This is a genomic window from Paraburkholderia sp. FT54 (assembly GCF_031585635.1).
Classification (GTDB): Bacteria; Pseudomonadota; Gammaproteobacteria; order Burkholderiales; family Burkholderiaceae; genus Paraburkholderia.
The window spans coordinates 1,653,758-1,670,058 of the sequence record NZ_CP134196.1 but is presented as its reverse complement, the minus strand read 5'-3'; the positions used below and the strand labels follow the sequence as shown (position 1 = coordinate 1,670,058).

Here is a 16,301-nt window from a genome sequence, read left to right as displayed (position 1 = left end):
ACCGGGGTGGCGCGCGCCCGTCACACGGCGGGAGCGCCGAGGCAGTAGCGCATGCGGGTTAACGTCCATGCTTTGTCGACGATTCGCGTCCTTCCTGAGGTATGAGGAAAGCTCGGTTCTGGTGCGGTTGCGAACGTGTTTTGCCCTGTGTCGGTGCGCGACAGTTTGATTGGCCGCAGGGCCCGCTGTCGGCATGAGCCGAATGCATGGCCGGCGCGTCGCTGGCTTCCCGCGCGTCAATTTGTGATCGCGTATCCTGTAGGCCCGCGAGAGGTGTTTTGGCGGTACGCGACGACCGGCACCGCCACGCCCACGCAATGACTTTTCCTGATCGGACTGGACACCCACGATGCGACGCCTACCGCCGCTCAACGCGCTGCAGATTTTCGAAACCGTGGCGCGGCATCGCAGTTTCACGCGCGCCGCCGACCACTTATGCCTGACGCAGGGCGCGGTCAGCCGGCAAATCATCGCGCTCGAGGATTACTACAAGTTTCCGCTCTTCAAGCGTCATGCGAAAGGCCTGACGCTCACCGCCGAAGGGGAATTGCTGCTGCCGGCCGTGAAGGAGAGCTTCGCGCGCATCGAGGAAATTTCGCTGCGCCTGACCCGGCAGCGCACCGATCTCGCGCTGAAAGTGCCGACCTGCGTGATGCGCTGGATGCTGCCGAAGATCATGCGCTTCCAGGCCGAATATCCCGAGCTGCACGTGCAGATCACGACCACGTGGCAGCACGACGTCGATTTCCAGCTCGAACCGTTCGATGCCGCGATCATTTACGGCTCGTCGCCGGGGGCGGACGTGCAGGCGGTGCCCTTGTTCGAGGAGCGTCTGACGCCCGTGTGCGCGCCCGATCTGCTGAAAGATAAGCCGCTTGCCGAGGTGGCCGACCTCGCGCGCCACACGCTGCTGCATCCCACGCGCGATCATCGCGACTGGAAAATGTGGCTCGCCAAGGTGACCGAGATCGATGCCGCGAACGCCACGGCGATCGACGCCGAGCACGGCCCGAGCTTCGACACCCTAGATATGGCGACCAACGCCGCATTACAGGGCTTCGGCGTCGCGATCAGCGACCTTGCACTGATCGACGAGGACGTGGCGGCCAAGCGCCTCGTGCGGCCATTCGATACGGTGCTCAAGACCGGGTGGCGTTATTACTTCGTGTACCCGGACTCGGTCGCGCATCAGCAGAAGCTGAATCTGTTTCGCGACTGGATCGCGGCGCACTGGGAAGAGTAGTCCGGCTGTCGTGGCGGCGTGGGTCAGCCGATCCGACGCCGGTCCTTCAGGCTCTGACGTCCAGGGTCAAGGCGCGAACGACAGAAACAGGTACGCCGCGAACAGCGACAGATGCACGGCGCCTTGAAGAATCGTCGTGCGGCCCGAGCTGAGCGTCAGCGTGCCGACTATCAGCGTGAGGACGAGCAGCACCGTTTCCTTGCCGTCGATGCCGAGCACCAGCGGCTGCTGGGTGTACAAAAACACGCCGGCGACGGTCGGAATGGTCAACCCGATGCTGGCCAGCGCCGAGCCCAACGCGAGATTCAGACTGTTCTGCAAGCGGTCGGCGCGCGCCGCGCGCACGGCAGCGAGCCCTTCAGGCAGCAGCACGAGCGCGGCAATGATAATGCCGACCACGGCCGGCGGCGCGCCCGCATTCTTGACCGCGGTTTCGACCACCGGTGAGAGCACCTTGGCGAGCAGCACCACCGCGACGAGGCACACCAGCAGCAGACCGCCGGCCGCCAGTGCCTGGCCGGCGCTCGGCGGCGCGGCGTGGACGTCTTCGTCCGGCACGCCGGCGAGGAAGTAATCGCGATGGCGCACGGTTTGGACGAACACGAACACGCCGTACAGCACCAGGGACGACACCCCGGCAAACGCCAGTTGCGAAGACGACAGGATCGGGCCGACGCTGGTGGTCGTGTAGTTCGGCATGACCAGCGTCAGCACGGACAGGGACGCGAGCACGGCCAGCGCCGCGGCGGCACCACGGCTTTGAAAATCCTGCTCGCGATGGCGGATGCCGCCCACCAGCAGGCAGATGCCGACGATGCCGTTGCAGACGATCATCACCGCGGCAAATACGGTGTCGCGCGCGAGACCGGCCTTTTCCGGACCGGACGTGAGCATGACCGAGACGATCAGCGCGACTTCGATCACGGTGACAGCCACCGCCAGCACCAGCGTGCCGAACGGTTCACCGACGCGATGCGCGACCACTTCCGCATGATGCACCGCCGTGAAGACCGCCGCGCACAGCGCCACGCCGACCAGCACGAGCAGCAGTCCGCTGCCGGGCATGGCATACGCGATACCGAGCACGATCCACGCGACGAACGGCACGGCAATGGTCCAGCGGGGCAGAACGGTCGCGGGCGTGGTCATTCGGGCTTCCTTTCAATGCTTGTAGTGAATGGCCCGGCGGACGCGAACGGCTTCCGCCTTGGCTTGAAGCGAGTGCACATGTTCATGCATATTCTAAGCAACGCGCTCTAACGCTTTAAATTATAAAGGATTGTTGGTGGCGCGAGTGGTTTCCGTCGCTCCTTGGGGAACACACGACGACTCTGCGTCCGGCATGCTGTGGCGCAAACGGCGACTACTGGTGAACGGGATCGGCTCGCGCGGAATTGCGCGGATAGCGCGTGGTGGACGTGGCTGGTGCGTAGCTAATGCGCGATGGCTACGGCGACCGGTATGCATGGCGCTTTCGTTCGCTGAAGGCGGATATCGGGCGAACCTCAGTGTGCCGGGCATACACCGCGGTGCGGCGCGCCCGGCGAAACCGCTCGAAGCCGGTCCGGTGGCGCCAATGCCCTGCGAGAAGGCATGGCGCCCGGCTATTTCGTTTGCGGCAGGTTCACCCTTTTACTGGCCGACCGGACGGATCGTCAGGGCGTTCTTGACCGACGTCACGCCGGCCACGCCTTGCGCCGCCTGGGTTGCCAGATCGATCTGCTGCTGCTCGGGCACGGTGCCGGCCAGCGTCACTGCGCCGCCACGCGCGCGCACGGTGATGTTCGCCACGCTCAGGCCCTTCGTCTTCGACAGCGCGGTGCGGACTTTGCGGCCCATGGCGCGGTTGGCCGCCTTGGTCTGCTTGGCCGTCGGCGACGCCGATGCCGCCGCCGGGGCTGCGGCATCGCTGCTTTGCGCATACGCATTGAGGGACGCGAGAACGATCAACGCGCCGCCGATCATCTTGATTGCCGGAAATGCTTTCATTCAACTCTCTCCTATTGTCATGGGTACAACCGCCCCCGGATGGGACAGTGCGCTACACCAGCAGGTACATCGGGATCAAAACTGAATGGAACGGTGCTGCGGATCGTGCGAATGCTTTCAATCTATATGCTGATTCGGGCGGGCCGAAACACACGTAGGCCGGCAAAGGCTGTGCTGCAGGCCGGAAACACACGATACTCCAATTAGTGCCATGGTGATGGCGGCGCAGCACGGAAGTGAGGTTTTGGTACAACGAACAGGCCGATGAAAACTGACCGATGGCGTTCTACCGCTGGAAGCCATGCGTGCGTCGCGCCGTTTCTGGCGGCTCGCGGCGGCTCAGGCGCACGCATCCCATGTCGTTCGCATACTTTTATGTCCAGCGCCATGCGCTTTAAAAACAAGGCCTAACGCATGCGGAAGCAGCTCCTTCCCATCCTGCCGTTGCTTCGTGACGATTTACCGCTCGATACCGTCGAACTCGCGCGCTTCATGATCGGCAAATATCTCGTGCACGATCTGCCCGATGGGCGCATGAGCGGACGAATCGTCGAAACCGAGGCGTATCCGCTCGGGGATTCGACCAGTCATGCGTTTATCGGCCGTCGTCCGTATAACGGTTCGATGTTTCTCGCGCCGGGTCATGCGTATGTGCGGTTGACCTATGGGCTGTCGTACATGCTCAACATGTCCGCCGAAGCGGAAGAGGTCGGCGCCGGCATCCTGTTGCGCGCGATCGAACCGCTCGAGGGCCTGCCGCTGATGGAAGCGCGCCGGCCCGGCGTGCCGCTGCGCGATCTCGCGCGGGGACCCGGCCGGCTCACCATGGCGCTCGGTATCGGCCAGGCGTTCGACGGCTGGGATCTGTGCGCGGGGCGCGGCTTGTGGATCGGCGTCATAGAGCGGGGCGAAGTGCCGGTGGGTGTGACGACGCGCATTGGCCTGTCGCGCGAAATGCATCGACCGCTCAGGTTTTTTGAACCCGGCAGCGCGTTTGTCAGCGGGCCGCGCAAGCTGCTGATGCCCCAGCCCGGTGCGCCGAAGAGGGCGTAAATTTGCCCAGCGATCAGGCCTACGCCGGCAGAACACGCTCAGATCAGGGATATTTTTGAAACGTCAGACACAAAGGGTTACGATCCCGACAATTATTACGTTAAGCATGCTATTTGGATCGAGTTTTACGGTAATTTTTGGACAATTTTTGCGAATCCGACAATTATATATCTCGCAATCTAGGGTTTTCCCTTGGCGATCTGGTGACTAGACTGAAATCACTCGCTTCTCACATGGTGTGGCAAGCGTCGCAAATAAAACCAGTCTGGAGGTAAGTCATCATGAAATCGCTCATCAAGGCAGTCGCCATTGCAGCCGTTCTCGCCGCTCCGATCGCTTCGTTCGCTCAGTCGAGCCAACAGCCCGTCACCCGCGCGGAAGTTCGCGCCGATCTGATGCGCGTTGAACAAGCCGGCTATAACCCGGCGATCTCCAGCGACTCGACCTATCCGGCCGACATTCAGGCTGCTGAACAACGCGTCCAGGCGCAAAACCCGGCGGTCGCGCAAACGCAGGAACCCGTCGCCGACACCAGCGGTTACGGCGGCGCCATGAGTGGTTCGTCGCAAGCCGGCGGCGTGGTTCAGCCGATGTCGGGTCCGAAGTCGGTGTACTTCGGCAATTAAGCGAGGCAGCCGGGCAGGCATTCGGCCCCTCGCGGCCGGGTTGCCTGCTGAACGCCGATCGAGGCGGAAGCGCGCCGCTCAATCGAACCGTGGTTCGCGTAGCGCCTCGCCTTGAGACCAGATCCAGTAGTCAGCCAGCACGCCGTCTGAAGTCGATAGCAATGCGTGCTGCATTGGTGGCGCGCACCGCTTCAAACGGCGGATAGATTGGGCGCGACACGCGGCGGCAGCGCGGCGAGCGCCATAAGAACGCCGTGCCGCGCGAGTCGCGGTCCACAAGCCAGGGAACCTCCGCTGCCGCAAGGTAGCTTCGCCCAACCGTTTGACCGATTGGGCTTTTTTTGCGCGCGGGGTTGCGCGGCGTGGGCCGTGCGTCAGGGCCGCTCGCCGTGAATATAGAACTCGAGCTGCTGAATGGTGAACTGCTGTTCGGCGATGATGTTCTTCACCAGGTCGCCGATCGATACCATGCCGACCAGCCGGTCATTCTCGATGACGGGCAAGTGGCGCATGCGCCGCTCTGTCATGAGAGCCATGCAGTCGTCGGTGGTCTGATCGGGGCGTACAAAGCGCACGGCCTTGCTCATGATGTCGCGCACCGGCGTGGCCTTCGAGGAGCGGTCCATCAGCACGACTTTGCGCGCATAGTCGCGCTCCGTGACGATTCCGGCGATGCTATCGCCGTCGGTGACGACCAGCGCGCCGATGCCCTTTTCGGCCATCAGCTTGATTGCCTCATAGACTGAGTCGTCGGCCCCGACAGTAAAAACGGTGGTGTTGTTCGGTTTCGTTTTAAGAAGCTGTGCAACGCTTGTCATGGAGCGGCTCCGTTTCGCAGTGCAGCACGCCGGCGCGGCGCGCTGTCGTGAGGGACAGGCCATTCCAGTATAGGCGTGACGCGCCACTGAGGTACTTCGGGAATACCTGTGGCGCGCCGGACGTTTAACTCGGGTAGTCGTGGCGCGCCGCGACGCCGGTTCCGTGCTGCGTGCAAGGCATACGGGTGCGGGACGCCGATTAGCGGTAAACTCCCAGTCCGTACCTTATTCCCGGTTTGATCGGGTTCATGTCAGCACCACTGTCTAACGCCATGCTCACGTCTCACGATCCGTCGCCCGCAGTAGACGGCGCACCCAACGGCGAATGCGTCATTCTCGACGCTACCGCCACGCTTCCCACGCGCTACGGCACGTTCACTTCCTACGTGTTTCGCGTGTGCGAAAGCGGCGCCGAACATCTCGCGCTCGTGATGGGCGACGTCGCCAACCAGTCGTCCGTGCTGACGCGCCTGCATTCCGAGTGCCTCACCGGCGACGTGCTCGGCTCGTACCGCTGCGACTGCGGCGAGCAGCTCGACCTCGCGCTGCGTTACATCGCGGCGGAAGGCTGCGGCGTGCTGCTGTATCTGCGTGGCCACGAAGGGCGCGGCATCGGCCTGTCGAACAAGATTCGCGCGTATGCGCTGCAGGAGCAGGGGCGCGACACCGTCGAGGCCAATCTCGATCTCGGCTTGCCGGACGACTCGCGCGAATACGATTCGGCGGCGGGCATTCTGCGCACGCTGAAGGTCACGTCCGTGCGCCTGATGAGCAACAATCCGGAGAAGTTCGACACGCTGTCCAAGCACGGCATTCCGGTGTGCGAGCGGGTCGCGCTGGCGATTCCGATGCGCGAGGAAAACGAGCGCTATATCCGCACCAAGCAGGTGAAGTTCGGGCATTACTTCGACGAGAACGAATGAGCCACGCGTGTGCGCCGGCCGCCGTGTGTGAGCCGCAGGCGGCGCTGTAGCGGCGGATTCGTCGAGATCTTGCGCCCGGGATTGCATCTCGGGCGTTTTGTTTTGCGCGTCCGTCGTCTCGCAACGCAGCGGATCAGAACAGGCTGAAGTCGTCGTTGCTGTCGGGAATCGCATTGAGCACGTCCCGCAGCGCGTGCCAGCCCAGCCATCCCACCAGACTTGCCGACATCGCCAGCCAGCGGCGCGCGCGCGTGCTCGTGCGCGTTGACTGCGTTCGATGTTGGGGCTCGACCTTGCGCGCATCGATCGATGCACGTAGCAAAGGGCAGGTATGCATGCGGTCCTTCCTCCCTAGCGAGCGGTGCCGTCGGCAGTAGCCGCAGCTTCGGCCACGCGCGGCAGAATCGCCGCCAATACTTGCGCGAGCGTCGTCGCGCCGAAACGCCGCTCGCTGATGTCCGCTTCAACATCGATGCGACCCGCGTTGTGCGCGTCGTAGAGATCGGTGATCAAACGCGCGTGCTGTTCGCCGAGTCCCGCGGCTTGCAGCATCGCGGCCCAATCGCCGCGCGGCACTTCGCGTGCCGCGACTGCGCGGCCCGCCAGTTCGCTGATCGTGCGCGCGACGTCCAATGCGCTGACGCGCGCATCGCCTTCGATGCTCACGACACGCGGCGAGACCGGCTGCACGCTATCGTCGAGCAACAACTCGGCGGCCAGCACGCCCACGTCCTGTGCGGCGACGGTCGGGAAGCGCTTGCTCAACGGATGATGCAGACTCGGCAGCGCGCCTCTCGCGAGCGCGATCGGCAGCACGCGCGCCCAGTTGTGCATGTGTTCGGCGGCGCGCAGAAACGTCAACTGCGAGTCCACGGTTCGCAGTTGCGTTTCAAGCTCGTGAAACAGCGTGGTGATGCCCGTGCCGTCCGCGTGTTCCGCTCCGTAGTCGGAGAGCGCGAGAATGCGCGGCGGCGGATCGGCGCGCAATGCCGCGACGCTCGCGTCGATCATGCGCCGCATCGCCTGTGCGGGATCGGCGTGCCCACGTGGCACTGGACACAGCAGTTGCACGGCACGCGCGCCATAGATCGCGCGCGCCACCGTCGCGGCGTCGCGCAGATCGGCAACGGCGATCTCGCAGCCGATCTGCGCGAGGAATTCGCCCTGTTTTTCGTTGCGGACCACCGCACGCACGTTGCGGCCAGCCCGGCGTAATGCCGCCGCGCTTGCTGTGCCGACATTGCCGGCTGCTCCAAAAATCACGAACACGTTGCGCTCCTCGTTGGCTCGGTATGGCCTCATCTTAGGGACATAGCGGCGTGGAAGCGCGCGGGCAAGGATCGTGCCGCGCAGATTCGGATGATGGTTTCATTTGCCGCGCCGCGGCGGGCGCAATGAATTACGTAGAGCGGAGCGAAACCGCGCAAAACGCCGCACAATGCAGACACACGGATTGTGATTCAAGAGGGACGCAATGAATGCAGTCACACCGATACCGCAACCGCAGAGTGGTTCCCGCGTCGTGTTGCGTTCGAGCAGGCTGCTCGGCTGGCAAGGCTTCGGCGCGGAACTGGTGAACGTTTCCGCGGGCTTGCACCGTATTCCCGCGTTCAAATATCACCGGGTGGGCGTGCATGTGGGCGCACCGGTCAGGGCACGCTGCCTGTGCAACGAGCGCCGCTACTCGCGAATCCAGGCGCATGGCGATGCCGACGTGATTCCCGCCGGACTCGACGGGCAGTGGAGCGACGAAGCCGCCTGCACGATTTTCAGCGTGTGGATCAGCGAGGCGTTCGCGCAGCGGACCGTCGAGCAACTCGCGTTGAAATCGGGCGACGCGCAACTGCGTCCGCAATTCCAGATGCGCGATCCGCGCTTTCAGCATCTCGCCTGGGCCCTACGCGCGGAGCTCGAAGCGCACGAGTCATCCGATCCGCTCTACGCCGAAAGCCTGTGTACGGCGATGGTGGTGCGGCTGGTCGGCGCAGCGCCGACGCTCGAGAACAAGCGGCGCACGCTCGCGCTGAAAACGGCCGCACGCGTGATCGAGTACATCGAAGCGCATCTCGACCAGCGTCTCACGCTGAGCGAACTGGCCGCGCTGGCCGAGTTGAGCGTGCCGCATTTCAAGGTGCTGTTTCGCGAGACACTCGGCATGCCGGTGCATCAGTACGTGGTGCAGCGGCGCGTGGAGCGCGCGCGAACGCTGCTGCTGCAAGGCAAGCTCAACGCGAGTCAGATCGCGCTCGATACGGGGTTCGCGCATCAGAGCCATATGGCGCATTGGATGGGCCGCCTGCTGGGTGTGACGCCGCGCGAGCTGATCAGGTCGAGTGCGGATGCAGGCAGCGTTGTCGAGTTCGAATCGAACCCGGTCCGCAGCATTGCCATACCGCGATAGAGCCTGAAAACGACGTGATGCGCACGGCCTCGCATGTTCGAGGCCACGCGCCCGCGAGCTGAAACGCAAACCGCAGTGCGGCCCGGCGATCAACCCGGCGCCGCGCCCGTCAACTGCGAATAGACGTCGTGCGACAGTTGCAGCAACTGCTTGCGTTCGATTCCGCCCGACACCGCATAGCCGAAGTCGCCGTCGATCCAGTAGAACACGTTCACCGGGCCGTCCTGATACAGCTTGAACGCGGTCGTGTTCGAGTTCTGCTGGCGACGCGAAATGCACAGCGTGACGCGCTCGCCGTTCGGTCCGCGATACATGAACTGCGCGGTCGGTCCGTCCGCGCCGGGCAACAGCCGTCCGCCCGAGAGGTTGAAGCCGCTCTTCGAGAGAATCGGCGGATGCACGTTGGTGCCGAGCCGGTTGGAGAGCCACTGCACGAAATCCTGTTCGTGGTCACCGGTGCTCATCTCGGTCGGCCGGTCGACGGCGGGCATGTAGACCACATGCGCCACCGCCGCTTGTCGAGCGAACATTTCCGAGCTGTCCGCGCTGACAGGACGCGTGTCCGAGTGGCCGCCCACGACCGGCGCGATCACATCCTGGCCCATATGCGTGCCCACGCCGATGCCCACGCCCATCACCAGCGCCGCCGCCATTCCGGCAAACTGCGGCCAGTTGGCGGCAATCCGCCAGCGGCGCGGCGCGGGCGCTTGCAGGCGTTTCGGCACGGGCTCGTTCAGCACGCGGTCGTAGCGTTCATGGAACATGCTGTTCAGCGAAAAATAATCGCTGACGCGCGCGGCCAGGTCGGGGTTCTGTTCGAGCGCGCGCTCCACATCGGCACGGCGTTCGTCGGACAGCGTGCCGTCCACGTACGCGTGCAGGTCTTCTTCGCCGATCGGCATTGTCTGGTCGCTCATCGCACCACCTGTAATTTTGCACCGGGCTGTGTGCCCGCCATCAACGCCCGCAAGCGTTCGCGTCCGCGCGACAGCCGCGACATCACCGTGCCGAGCGGAATGTTCAGCGCGAGCGCCACATCGGCATAGCTCATTTCCTCGAGGCCCACCAGCAGCACGACTTCGCGCTGCTCCATGGGCAGACGTTGCAGCGCGTAGTCGAGATCGCGCATTTCCAGCGAGCGGGTCTGCTCGGAGGGCACGGCGAATTCGCTTTCGGGCACGCTTTCGTCGTCGACCGCCACGTGGACGGCGCGCGCCGAAGCCTTGCGCGCCTGATTGGCGAACACGTTGTGCATGATCGTAAACAGCCACGCGCGCAGGTCGGTGCCCGGCTGGAACATGCCGGTGCGGCCGAGCGCGCGCTCAAGCGTGTCCTGGACCAGATCGTCGGCGAGGTCGCGATTGTTGATCAGCGCTCGCGCATAGCGCCGCAATCGCGGCACATGCTCCATCAGCTCGTCACGGACATCCATTTTGTATCCCGATCGTGGCGTTTTTCGCGGGCAGGAAGGCATTCTCCTTGCCGCACGAAACGACGCATTTGAGATGCGAACACACGTACGTGCACTTTATTCCGCCGTGGTGTTTGAGATCATGAGATGCGCGCCGTAGTGAACACCCGTCATCGCATGGTCATCGCGTCCGCGGCGCGCATCAGGCCGTGGGTGCGGGCGTCGCCGGCGACCACGAAACGCTGCCGCTGCGCGGTCCAGAGCAACAGGCGAATGTCGCCGATGCGTCTCGCGGACCACTGTGTCTGCGCCGGCGCGAACAGCGCCAGCGCCGACAGCAGCACCACCGGCTGATTGTCGCCGTTCAGATAAATGAATTCGCTGACCCGCTGAAGCGGGCCCAGCGCCACCACTCGTTGGTCCACGAGGCGCAACCCGATCGCCGAGAGATTGGGCGCCGACGGATCGGCGCGCGTTGGCGACGCAGCGGAAAACTGCCCGGCTGCGCTTTCGGCCAGTGCCATCACCGCGGCGTTGTTCAGCGCCTGGGCGGACACCTGGGTCGCGGCAAGCCAGCCGCTCGCCACCGCCAGCGTCAGCGCGAGCGCCGCCAGCGTGTTGACCGCCTTGCGGGTGCGTTTTCCCGTGTTGATGCTCTCCAACACGCGACGCCATCCTTTGACGCGGCCCGGCACGGGTTCGTCGGTTGTTTGAAAAGCCTGCTGGATCTGCGCGTTCAGCCTGCCGTAAAAGGCCACCCGGCGCGCCTCCGCCGGATCCTTGCCCAGATAGTCCCGCAGAAACGCCGCGCGCTCCGGCGTCAGCGTACCGTCGGCGTAAGCCTGAATGTCCGCTTCGGAGAGCGGCGAATCGGAAGGGGCGTCAGTGGTCATGGTGTCGGCATACGTGGGAGTTCAGCTAGCGAGGGGCGAACACGCACACACCCAAGTTTATTCCATATGTCCGCACGACAATTTCAACGCCGTGGGGCGGGCGGGAGCGCACTTTCATGCGGCCTTCACCGCGCCGGCGAAGCGCTAGCTAACCCGATCGCGCGCCCGTTTATTCCCGCTTCCAGATATGTTTTTTCCAACGCTTCGAGGCAGGAATAAAAGCCGCGAACCCGTGGTTCTCCCTCATGCAAACCCGCACAAAACTCATTGGAGTTCATCATGAAGAAGATCGCTTTTGCCGCATTGTCCGTTGCTGTTCTCGCCGCTTCGTCCAGCGCTTTCGCGCAAGGCAAGACGCGTGCTGAGGTGTACCAGGAATTGATCCAGGCCGAGCAGAACGGCCTGAATTACGTCACCGATGCATCATATCCCGACGTGAACCCGGTATTCGCGCAGCAGGTCGCACAGCACAAGGAAGCACTCGCCAGGGAAGCGGCGGCCGCAAACCATGTTGCGAGCCACGACGCACAGGCAGGCAGCGTCAATTGAAGTGCCGGTACCCGGCGCGCAACTCTGGAACGGACGCGCCGGAGATCGAATGGAATAGATCGCTGCATCGCGTGTTAGCCCGGTAAGCGCATCTATCCGAAAGAGGAGTTTTCGTGGCAAAACCATCCGTTCCCAATTCCGGGCCTGTCTGCGTGCCCTGCCGGCTCGCCGCGATCGGCGCGGCCGTGCTGGTTCTCGCCGGCGGCTTTGCCTACACGGCAGGCTGGCTGACGCCGGCGCGTCTGACGGCACCGCGTGTCATCAACACATTCGAAGCCGTGGCCGGCCAGCCGCATCCCGGCTATCGGCGCAATCATGCCAAGGGCTTGTGCATCGAGGGCTATTTCGACAGCAACGGCGATGGCGCGGTGCTGTCCAGCGCCGCGGTGTTCGCGCCCGGCCGCACGCCGGTGACGGGCCGCTTCGCGGTTCCCGGCGGCAACCCGTCCGCGCCGGATACCAGTTCGCCCGTGCGCAGCCTCGCGTTGCTGTTCCAGCTGCAAAACGGCGAGCAGTGGCGCACCGGAATGAATTCGACACCGGTTTTCGCGGTGCATACGCCCGAGCAGTTCTATCAGCAACTGGTCGCCGCGAAGCCCGACCCGGCTACCGGCAAACCGGACCCGGCCAAACTCAAGGCGTTTTACGCCGCGAATCCTGAAACCCAGCCATTCCAGGCGTGGGTGAAGGCGCATCCGCCTTCGTCGAGTCTGGCGAATGCCGCGTATTACGGCATCAACGCATTCCGTTTTACCGATAGCGCCGGCAATACAAGCGCGGTGCGCTGGGCGATGGTGCCGCAGACCCCGTATGCGCCGATCACTGACGCGGAGAAAGCCGAGAAGAATTTCCTCGAAGCCGATCTCGATCAGCGCCTGCAAAGCGGCCCGTTGCGCTGGCATCTGATCCTGACCGTCGCGAAGCCCGGCGACCCCACCGACGACGCCACGCTGCAATGGCCCGACGATCGTCGGCACATCGACGCGGGCACGCTCGTGATCGAGCACACGACCTCGCAGGCAAACGGCGCGTGCCGCGACGTCAACTTCGATCCGACGATCCTGCCGGCCGGCATCAAGCCGTCGGACGATCCCTTGCTCGCCGCGCGCTCGGCTGCGTATGCGCTGTCCTACAAGCGCCGCACCCGCGAGGAAGCGTTGCATCCCGCGGTTCATCAAGTCCAGACAAACGGAGACCACTCATGAAGCCGACGCGCACCCATTTCAGTCCATTCGCGCGCCTGTTGCATTGGACGATGGCGCCCCTGATCATCGCGATGCTGTTCATCGGCGTGGGCATGGTCGCCACTGTCTCGCGCGCGCACAACACGCTGATCGCGATTCACCGGCCGCTCGGCATTGCGTTGCTGCTGCTGGTGGTGCTGCGCGTGGGCGTGCGCCTCACACGCGGCAGCCCGCCGTTGCCCGACGATATGCCCACGCCGCAGCGGCTCGCGGCGAAGGCCTCGCACCTCGTGCTGTATGTGTTGATGGCGGCAATGCCGCTGATCGGCTGGGCGATGCTGTCCGCCGCGGGTTATCCGGTCACGCTCTACGGTCCGCTGCATTTGCCGCCGATCGCGCCGCATAACGTCGAGTTGTTCGCGCTGCTGCGAGCGTTGCACACGTGGCTCGCGTTCGCCTTGTTCGCCACCGTGCTGCTGCATCTCGCGGCGGCGCTGTTTCATGGGCTGATCCGACGCGATGGCGTGTTTTCGAGCATGGCGCGCGGCGAGCGTTAGGTCTTCATTAGATCTTCACGCGTTCCGAACGCGGGTCGTAAGGCGCCTTCAGATGCAGTGTTGCCGGCAGCAGTTCGCCGGCGACGTCGATCGCGTAGCGGCCGCTGTTCAGATAGGCGGCATCCGCGGCGCCGTCTGGATTGTTCACGTAGCCCATCGCCACCGGACAGCCGAGCGTGTGGCCGAACGCCGCCGAACTCACGAAGCCCACCGGCTTGCCGTCGCGCAGAATCGCTTCACCGCCCCATAGCATGCGATCCGCGGCGCCGTCGGCGGTCAGTACGACCATGCGGCGGCGCGGCGGTTCGGCGCGCAATTTCAGCAATGCGTCACGGCCGCGAAACGCCATGTCCTTGTCGAGCTTGCACGCGAACGACAGACCCGCTTCGAACGGGTTCGTATCCGGCGTGAGCTCGCGGCCCCATGCGCGATAACCCTTCTCGATGCGCAAGGAGTCGATCGCGTAGTAGCCCGCGTTGACCAGACCGAACGCTTTGCCCGCTGCTTGCAGCGTCTCGTACACGCCGACCGCGAATTCCACCGGCACGTACAGTTCCCAGCCGAGTTCGCCCACGTAGGTGAGGCGCGTGGCCCGCACCGTCGCGTAGCCCAAGTCGACCTCGCGGCTCTGCCCGAACGCGAACGCTTCGTTGCTCCAGTCCGCTTTCGACACGCTTTGCAGCAGCTCGCGCGAGCGCGGGCCCATCACGGCGAGCACGGCGTACTGTCCGGTGATGTCGACGAGCGTGCAGTGTTTGTCGTGCGGGATCAATCGTTCAATGGTGTCGAAGTCGCGCGTGGTTTGCGCGGTGCCGGTGACGAGCAGGTATTGATCGTCGGCGAGCCGTGTGAGCGTGAAGTCCGATTCGTAGCCGCCGCGCTCGTTGAGCATGCCGGTGTAGACGGCGGTGCCGGTCGGCACATCCACGTCGTTGGCGACGATGCCTTGCAGCACGCTTTGCGCGTCGCGTCCCTTGACGAGAAATTTGGAGAACGACGTCATGTCGAACAACGCGACGCCTTCGCGGCATGCGCGGTGTTCTGCGCCGCTCCAGGGCAGCCAGTTCTGCTGGCCGAAGGCGTACCCGATCTTGGCCTCTGCGGGTGAAGGCGCAAAAAAGTTGACGCGCTCCCAGCCCATCTTGCTGCCGAAACACGCGCCTTCGTCACGCAGCAGCGAATACAGCGGCGAACGGCGAAACGGCCGAGCGCTGTCGAGTTCGCGATTCGGCCACGGCATCGCGTAGTGCAGGCCGAGCGTTTCCTTCACGCGATCGTGCAGCCATGTGTCGTTGCCGTTGAAGCGCGCGAAGCGGCGAATGTCGACCGGCCACAGATCCATGGTCGGCTCGCCTGCCACGATCCATTCCGCGAGCGCCATGCCGGCGCCGCCCGCCGACGCGATCCCCATCGAATTGAAACCCGCGCCGACGAAAAAGCGCCGCAGTTCGGGCGCTTCGCCGAGCATGAAATTGTTGTCCGGCGTGAACGATTCGGGGCCGTTATAGAACTGCTTCACCTGCGCCGTTTCGAGCGCGGGCACGCGCTGCAGCGCGTTTTCCATCAGGATTTCGAACTGATCCCAATCGTCGGGCAGCAATTGAAACTCGAAATTCTCGGGGATGCCATTCATACCCCACGGTTTCGCATCCGGCTCGAAGCCGCCCATCACGAGACCGCCCACTTCCTCCTTGAAGTAGATGAAGCCGTCCGGGTCGCGCATCACCGGCAGGTCCGGGTGCACGCCGGCAATCCGTTCCGTGACGATGTAGTAGTGCTCGGCCGAATGCAGCGGCACCGTCACGCCGCACAAACGGCCGACGGCCTTGGCCCACTGACCGGCGCAATTCACGACGATGTCCGCGCCGAGCGTGCCTGCTTCGCCGTCCTTGTTGCGCCACGCGAGGCCGCTGACTTCGCGCGCGCCGCTTGCCATGCCGTCCTGCGCGGTGCGTGTATGGATCGCCGTGACGCGGGTGTTTTCGACGATGCGCGCGCCGCGCTGGCGGGCGCCGCGTGCGAGGGCCTGGGTCAGATCCGTGGGATTCGCCTTGCCGTCGCCGGGCAGCCAGACGGCGCCGAGCAGGTCGTCGGTGCGCATGACAGGCCATAGCTCGCCGGCTTCGCGCGGGCTGATCACCTCGCAGGCCACGCCGTAGGCGCGTGCGACGGCGGCGGTGCGCTTGAGTTGCGTCATCCGCTCGGCCGTGCGGGCCACCGAAAGCGAGCCGCATTGCTTCCAGCCGGTGGCGAGGCCGGTGTCGGCTTCGAGTTCGGCGTAGAGCGCGGTCGAATAGCGGATCAGCTTCGTCATGCTCTCCTGGGCGCGCAATTGGCCGACGAGCCCGGCGGCGTGCCACGTCGTGCCGCATGACAGTTGGCCCTGTTCGAGCAGCACCACATCGGTCCAGCCCAGCTTTGTCAGATGGTAGGCAACCGAGCAGCCGATGATCCCGCCGCCGACGATGACGACGCGAGCGTGCGTGGGGATAGATGTGGACATGTGTGGAAATACGTGGATTAAGTGCGCATAGATTGCCGTAAAAAGACACGAAATGCAACGAGTGCGCGGCCTTGTTGTGATTGTGAAGGCGTCATCCTTTGGTCACCGGAACGGGATTTGCAGCGGCAGTGCAATGGTCTCGGCCTTGTTC

The 16,301-nt window shown here is 64.2% G+C and carries 17 protein-coding genes; 8 read left to right on the top strand and 9 right to left on the bottom strand.

Translation table 11 applies throughout. The features are described 5' to 3' along the window. Positions 1-349: 349 nt before the first annotated feature. Entirely contained in the window at positions 350-1,243 is an 894-nt protein-coding gene (locus RI103_RS27005; RefSeq protein WP_310815513.1) for a LysR substrate-binding domain-containing protein, read from the top strand. A gap of 66 nt (positions 1,244-1,309) precedes the next feature. On the opposite strand, the gene RI103_RS27000 is transcribed toward RI103_RS27005, so the two are convergent. Further along, positions 1,310-2,392 carry an ionic transporter y4hA gene (locus RI103_RS27000; RefSeq protein ID WP_310815512.1) on the bottom strand — a complete coding sequence of 361 codons (1,083 nt, stop codon included), beginning with the start codon at positions 2,390-2,392 and terminating at the stop codon, positions 1,310-1,312. 483 nt (positions 2,393-2,875) lie between these two features. Next, positions 2,876-3,232 carry a BON domain-containing protein gene (locus RI103_RS26995; protein WP_310815511.1) on the bottom strand — a complete coding sequence of 119 codons (357 nt, stop codon included), beginning with the start codon at positions 3,230-3,232 and terminating at the stop codon, positions 2,876-2,878. Between the two features lie 414 nt (positions 3,233-3,646). Here RI103_RS26995 and RI103_RS26990 point away from each other — a divergent pair, with 414 nt between their 5' ends. Together RI103_RS26990 and RI103_RS26985 are read left to right on the top strand one after the other, a co-directional pair. After that, positions 3,647-4,285 (top strand): DNA-3-methyladenine glycosylase, encoded by a 639-nt coding sequence (locus RI103_RS26990; RefSeq protein ID WP_310815510.1) that lies wholly within the window; start codon positions 3,647-3,649, stop codon positions 4,283-4,285. Between the two features lie 281 nt (positions 4,286-4,566). Then, positions 4,567-4,911 carry a DUF4148 domain-containing protein gene (locus RI103_RS26985; protein ID WP_310815508.1) on the top strand — a complete coding sequence of 115 codons (345 nt, stop codon included), beginning with the start codon at positions 4,567-4,569 and terminating at the stop codon, positions 4,909-4,911. Positions 4,912-5,285: 374 nt separating this feature from the next. On the opposite strand, the gene RI103_RS26980 is transcribed toward RI103_RS26985, so the two are convergent. After that, a complete protein-coding gene (locus RI103_RS26980) occupies positions 5,286-5,729 on the bottom strand; it encodes a CBS domain-containing protein (RefSeq protein WP_012426849.1) in 444 nt (147 codons plus the stop codon). A 272-nt stretch (positions 5,730-6,001) separates the two neighbouring features. On the opposite strand from RI103_RS26980, the gene ribA reads away from it, so the two are divergent. Continuing rightward, a complete protein-coding gene (gene ribA, locus RI103_RS26975; protein WP_116121574.1) occupies positions 6,002-6,652 on the top strand; it encodes a GTP cyclohydrolase II in 651 nt (216 codons plus the stop codon). Between the two features lie 133 nt (positions 6,653-6,785). Here ribA and RI103_RS26970 read toward each other — a convergent pair whose 3' ends face one another. Further along, positions 6,786-6,989 carry a hypothetical protein gene (locus RI103_RS26970; RefSeq protein ID WP_310815506.1) on the bottom strand — a complete coding sequence of 68 codons (204 nt, stop codon included), beginning with the start codon at positions 6,987-6,989 and terminating at the stop codon, positions 6,786-6,788. A 14-nt stretch (positions 6,990-7,003) separates the two neighbouring features. Continuing rightward, positions 7,004-7,921, bottom strand: a complete 918-nt coding sequence (locus tag RI103_RS26965; RefSeq protein ID WP_310815505.1) for an NAD(P)H-binding protein — start codon at positions 7,919-7,921, stop codon at positions 7,004-7,006. A 205-nt stretch (positions 7,922-8,126) separates the two neighbouring features. Here RI103_RS26965 and RI103_RS26960 point away from each other — a divergent pair, with 205 nt between their 5' ends. Further along, positions 8,127-9,053 (top strand): AraC family transcriptional regulator, encoded by a 927-nt coding sequence (locus tag RI103_RS26960; protein WP_310815504.1) that lies wholly within the window; start codon positions 8,127-8,129, stop codon positions 9,051-9,053. A gap of 89 nt (positions 9,054-9,142) precedes the next feature. Here RI103_RS26960 and RI103_RS26955 read toward each other — a convergent pair whose 3' ends face one another. The 3 genes from RI103_RS26955 to RI103_RS26945 form a co-directional block, all read right to left on the bottom strand. Beyond that, the gene (locus RI103_RS26955) at positions 9,143-9,970 is read right to left on the bottom strand and encodes an anti-sigma factor (protein ID WP_310815503.1); all 828 of its coding nucleotides are present in this window, start codon (positions 9,968-9,970) and stop codon (positions 9,143-9,145) included. Continuing rightward, a complete protein-coding gene (locus RI103_RS26950) occupies positions 9,967-10,485 on the bottom strand; it encodes a sigma-70 family RNA polymerase sigma factor (RefSeq protein WP_168790759.1) in 519 nt (172 codons plus the stop codon). The genes RI103_RS26955 and RI103_RS26950 overlap by 4 nt, the downstream gene beginning before the upstream one ends. Before the next feature lie 149 nt (positions 10,486-10,634). Then, positions 10,635-11,357 (bottom strand): transcriptional regulator, encoded by a 723-nt coding sequence (locus RI103_RS26945; protein WP_310815501.1) that lies wholly within the window; start codon positions 11,355-11,357, stop codon positions 10,635-10,637. Positions 11,358-11,636: 279 nt separating this feature from the next. Here RI103_RS26945 and RI103_RS26940 point away from each other — a divergent pair, with 279 nt between their 5' ends. The 3 genes from RI103_RS26940 to RI103_RS26930 all read left to right on the top strand — a co-directional run bounded on the left by RI103_RS26940 (position 11,637) and on the right by RI103_RS26930 (position 13,647). Further along, a complete protein-coding gene (locus RI103_RS26940; RefSeq protein ID WP_310815499.1) occupies positions 11,637-11,906 on the top strand; it encodes a DUF4148 domain-containing protein in 270 nt (89 codons plus the stop codon). Positions 11,907-12,019: 113 nt separating this feature from the next. Continuing rightward, a complete protein-coding gene (locus tag RI103_RS26935; RefSeq protein WP_310815498.1) occupies positions 12,020-13,111 on the top strand; it encodes a catalase family peroxidase in 1,092 nt (363 codons plus the stop codon). After that, positions 13,108-13,647 (top strand): cytochrome b, encoded by a 540-nt coding sequence (locus RI103_RS26930; RefSeq protein WP_310815497.1) that lies wholly within the window; start codon positions 13,108-13,110, stop codon positions 13,645-13,647. The genes RI103_RS26935 and RI103_RS26930 overlap by 4 nt, the downstream gene beginning before the upstream one ends. 7 nt (positions 13,648-13,654) lie before the next feature. On the opposite strand, the gene RI103_RS26925 is transcribed toward RI103_RS26930, so the two are convergent. Next, positions 13,655-16,150, bottom strand: a complete 2,496-nt coding sequence (locus tag RI103_RS26925) for an FAD-dependent oxidoreductase (protein ID WP_310815496.1) — start codon at positions 16,148-16,150, stop codon at positions 13,655-13,657. Positions 16,151-16,301: the final 151 nt, after the last annotated feature.

Excerpts from the sequence above, each read along its gene's own strand:
- RI103_RS27005 (WP_310815513.1), top strand. The coding sequence starts at position 350 with ATGCGACGCCTACCGCCGCTCAACGCGCTGCAGATTTTCGAAACCGTG.
- RI103_RS27000 (WP_310815512.1), bottom strand. The coding sequence starts at position 2,392 with ATGACCACGCCCGCGACCGTTCTGCCCCGCTGGACCATTGCCGTGCCG.
- RI103_RS26995 (WP_310815511.1), bottom strand. The coding sequence starts at position 3,232 with ATGAAAGCATTTCCGGCAATCAAGATGATCGGCGGCGCGTTGATCGTT.
- RI103_RS26990 (WP_310815510.1), top strand. The coding sequence starts at position 3,647 with ATGCGGAAGCAGCTCCTTCCCATCCTGCCGTTGCTTCGTGACGATTTA.
- RI103_RS26985 (WP_310815508.1), top strand. The coding sequence starts at position 4,567 with ATGAAATCGCTCATCAAGGCAGTCGCCATTGCAGCCGTTCTCGCCGCT.
- RI103_RS26980 (WP_012426849.1), bottom strand. The coding sequence starts at position 5,729 with ATGACAAGCGTTGCACAGCTTCTTAAAACGAAACCGAACAACACCACC.
- ribA (WP_116121574.1), top strand. The coding sequence starts at position 6,002 with ATGCTCACGTCTCACGATCCGTCGCCCGCAGTAGACGGCGCACCCAAC.
- RI103_RS26970 (WP_310815506.1), bottom strand. The coding sequence starts at position 6,989 with ATGCATACCTGCCCTTTGCTACGTGCATCGATCGATGCGCGCAAGGTC.
- RI103_RS26960 (WP_310815504.1), top strand. The coding sequence starts at position 8,127 with ATGAATGCAGTCACACCGATACCGCAACCGCAGAGTGGTTCCCGCGTC.
- RI103_RS26955 (WP_310815503.1), bottom strand. The coding sequence starts at position 9,970 with ATGAGCGACCAGACAATGCCGATCGGCGAAGAAGACCTGCACGCGTAC.
- RI103_RS26950 (WP_168790759.1), bottom strand. The coding sequence starts at position 10,485 with ATGGATGTCCGTGACGAGCTGATGGAGCATGTGCCGCGATTGCGGCGC.
- RI103_RS26945 (WP_310815501.1), bottom strand. The coding sequence starts at position 11,357 with ATGACCACTGACGCCCCTTCCGATTCGCCGCTCTCCGAAGCGGACATT.
- RI103_RS26940 (WP_310815499.1), top strand. The coding sequence starts at position 11,637 with ATGAAGAAGATCGCTTTTGCCGCATTGTCCGTTGCTGTTCTCGCCGCT.
- RI103_RS26930 (WP_310815497.1), top strand. The coding sequence starts at position 13,108 with ATGAAGCCGACGCGCACCCATTTCAGTCCATTCGCGCGCCTGTTGCAT.
- RI103_RS26925 (WP_310815496.1), bottom strand. The coding sequence starts at position 16,150 with ATGTCCACATCTATCCCCACGCACGCTCGCGTCGTCATCGTCGGCGGC.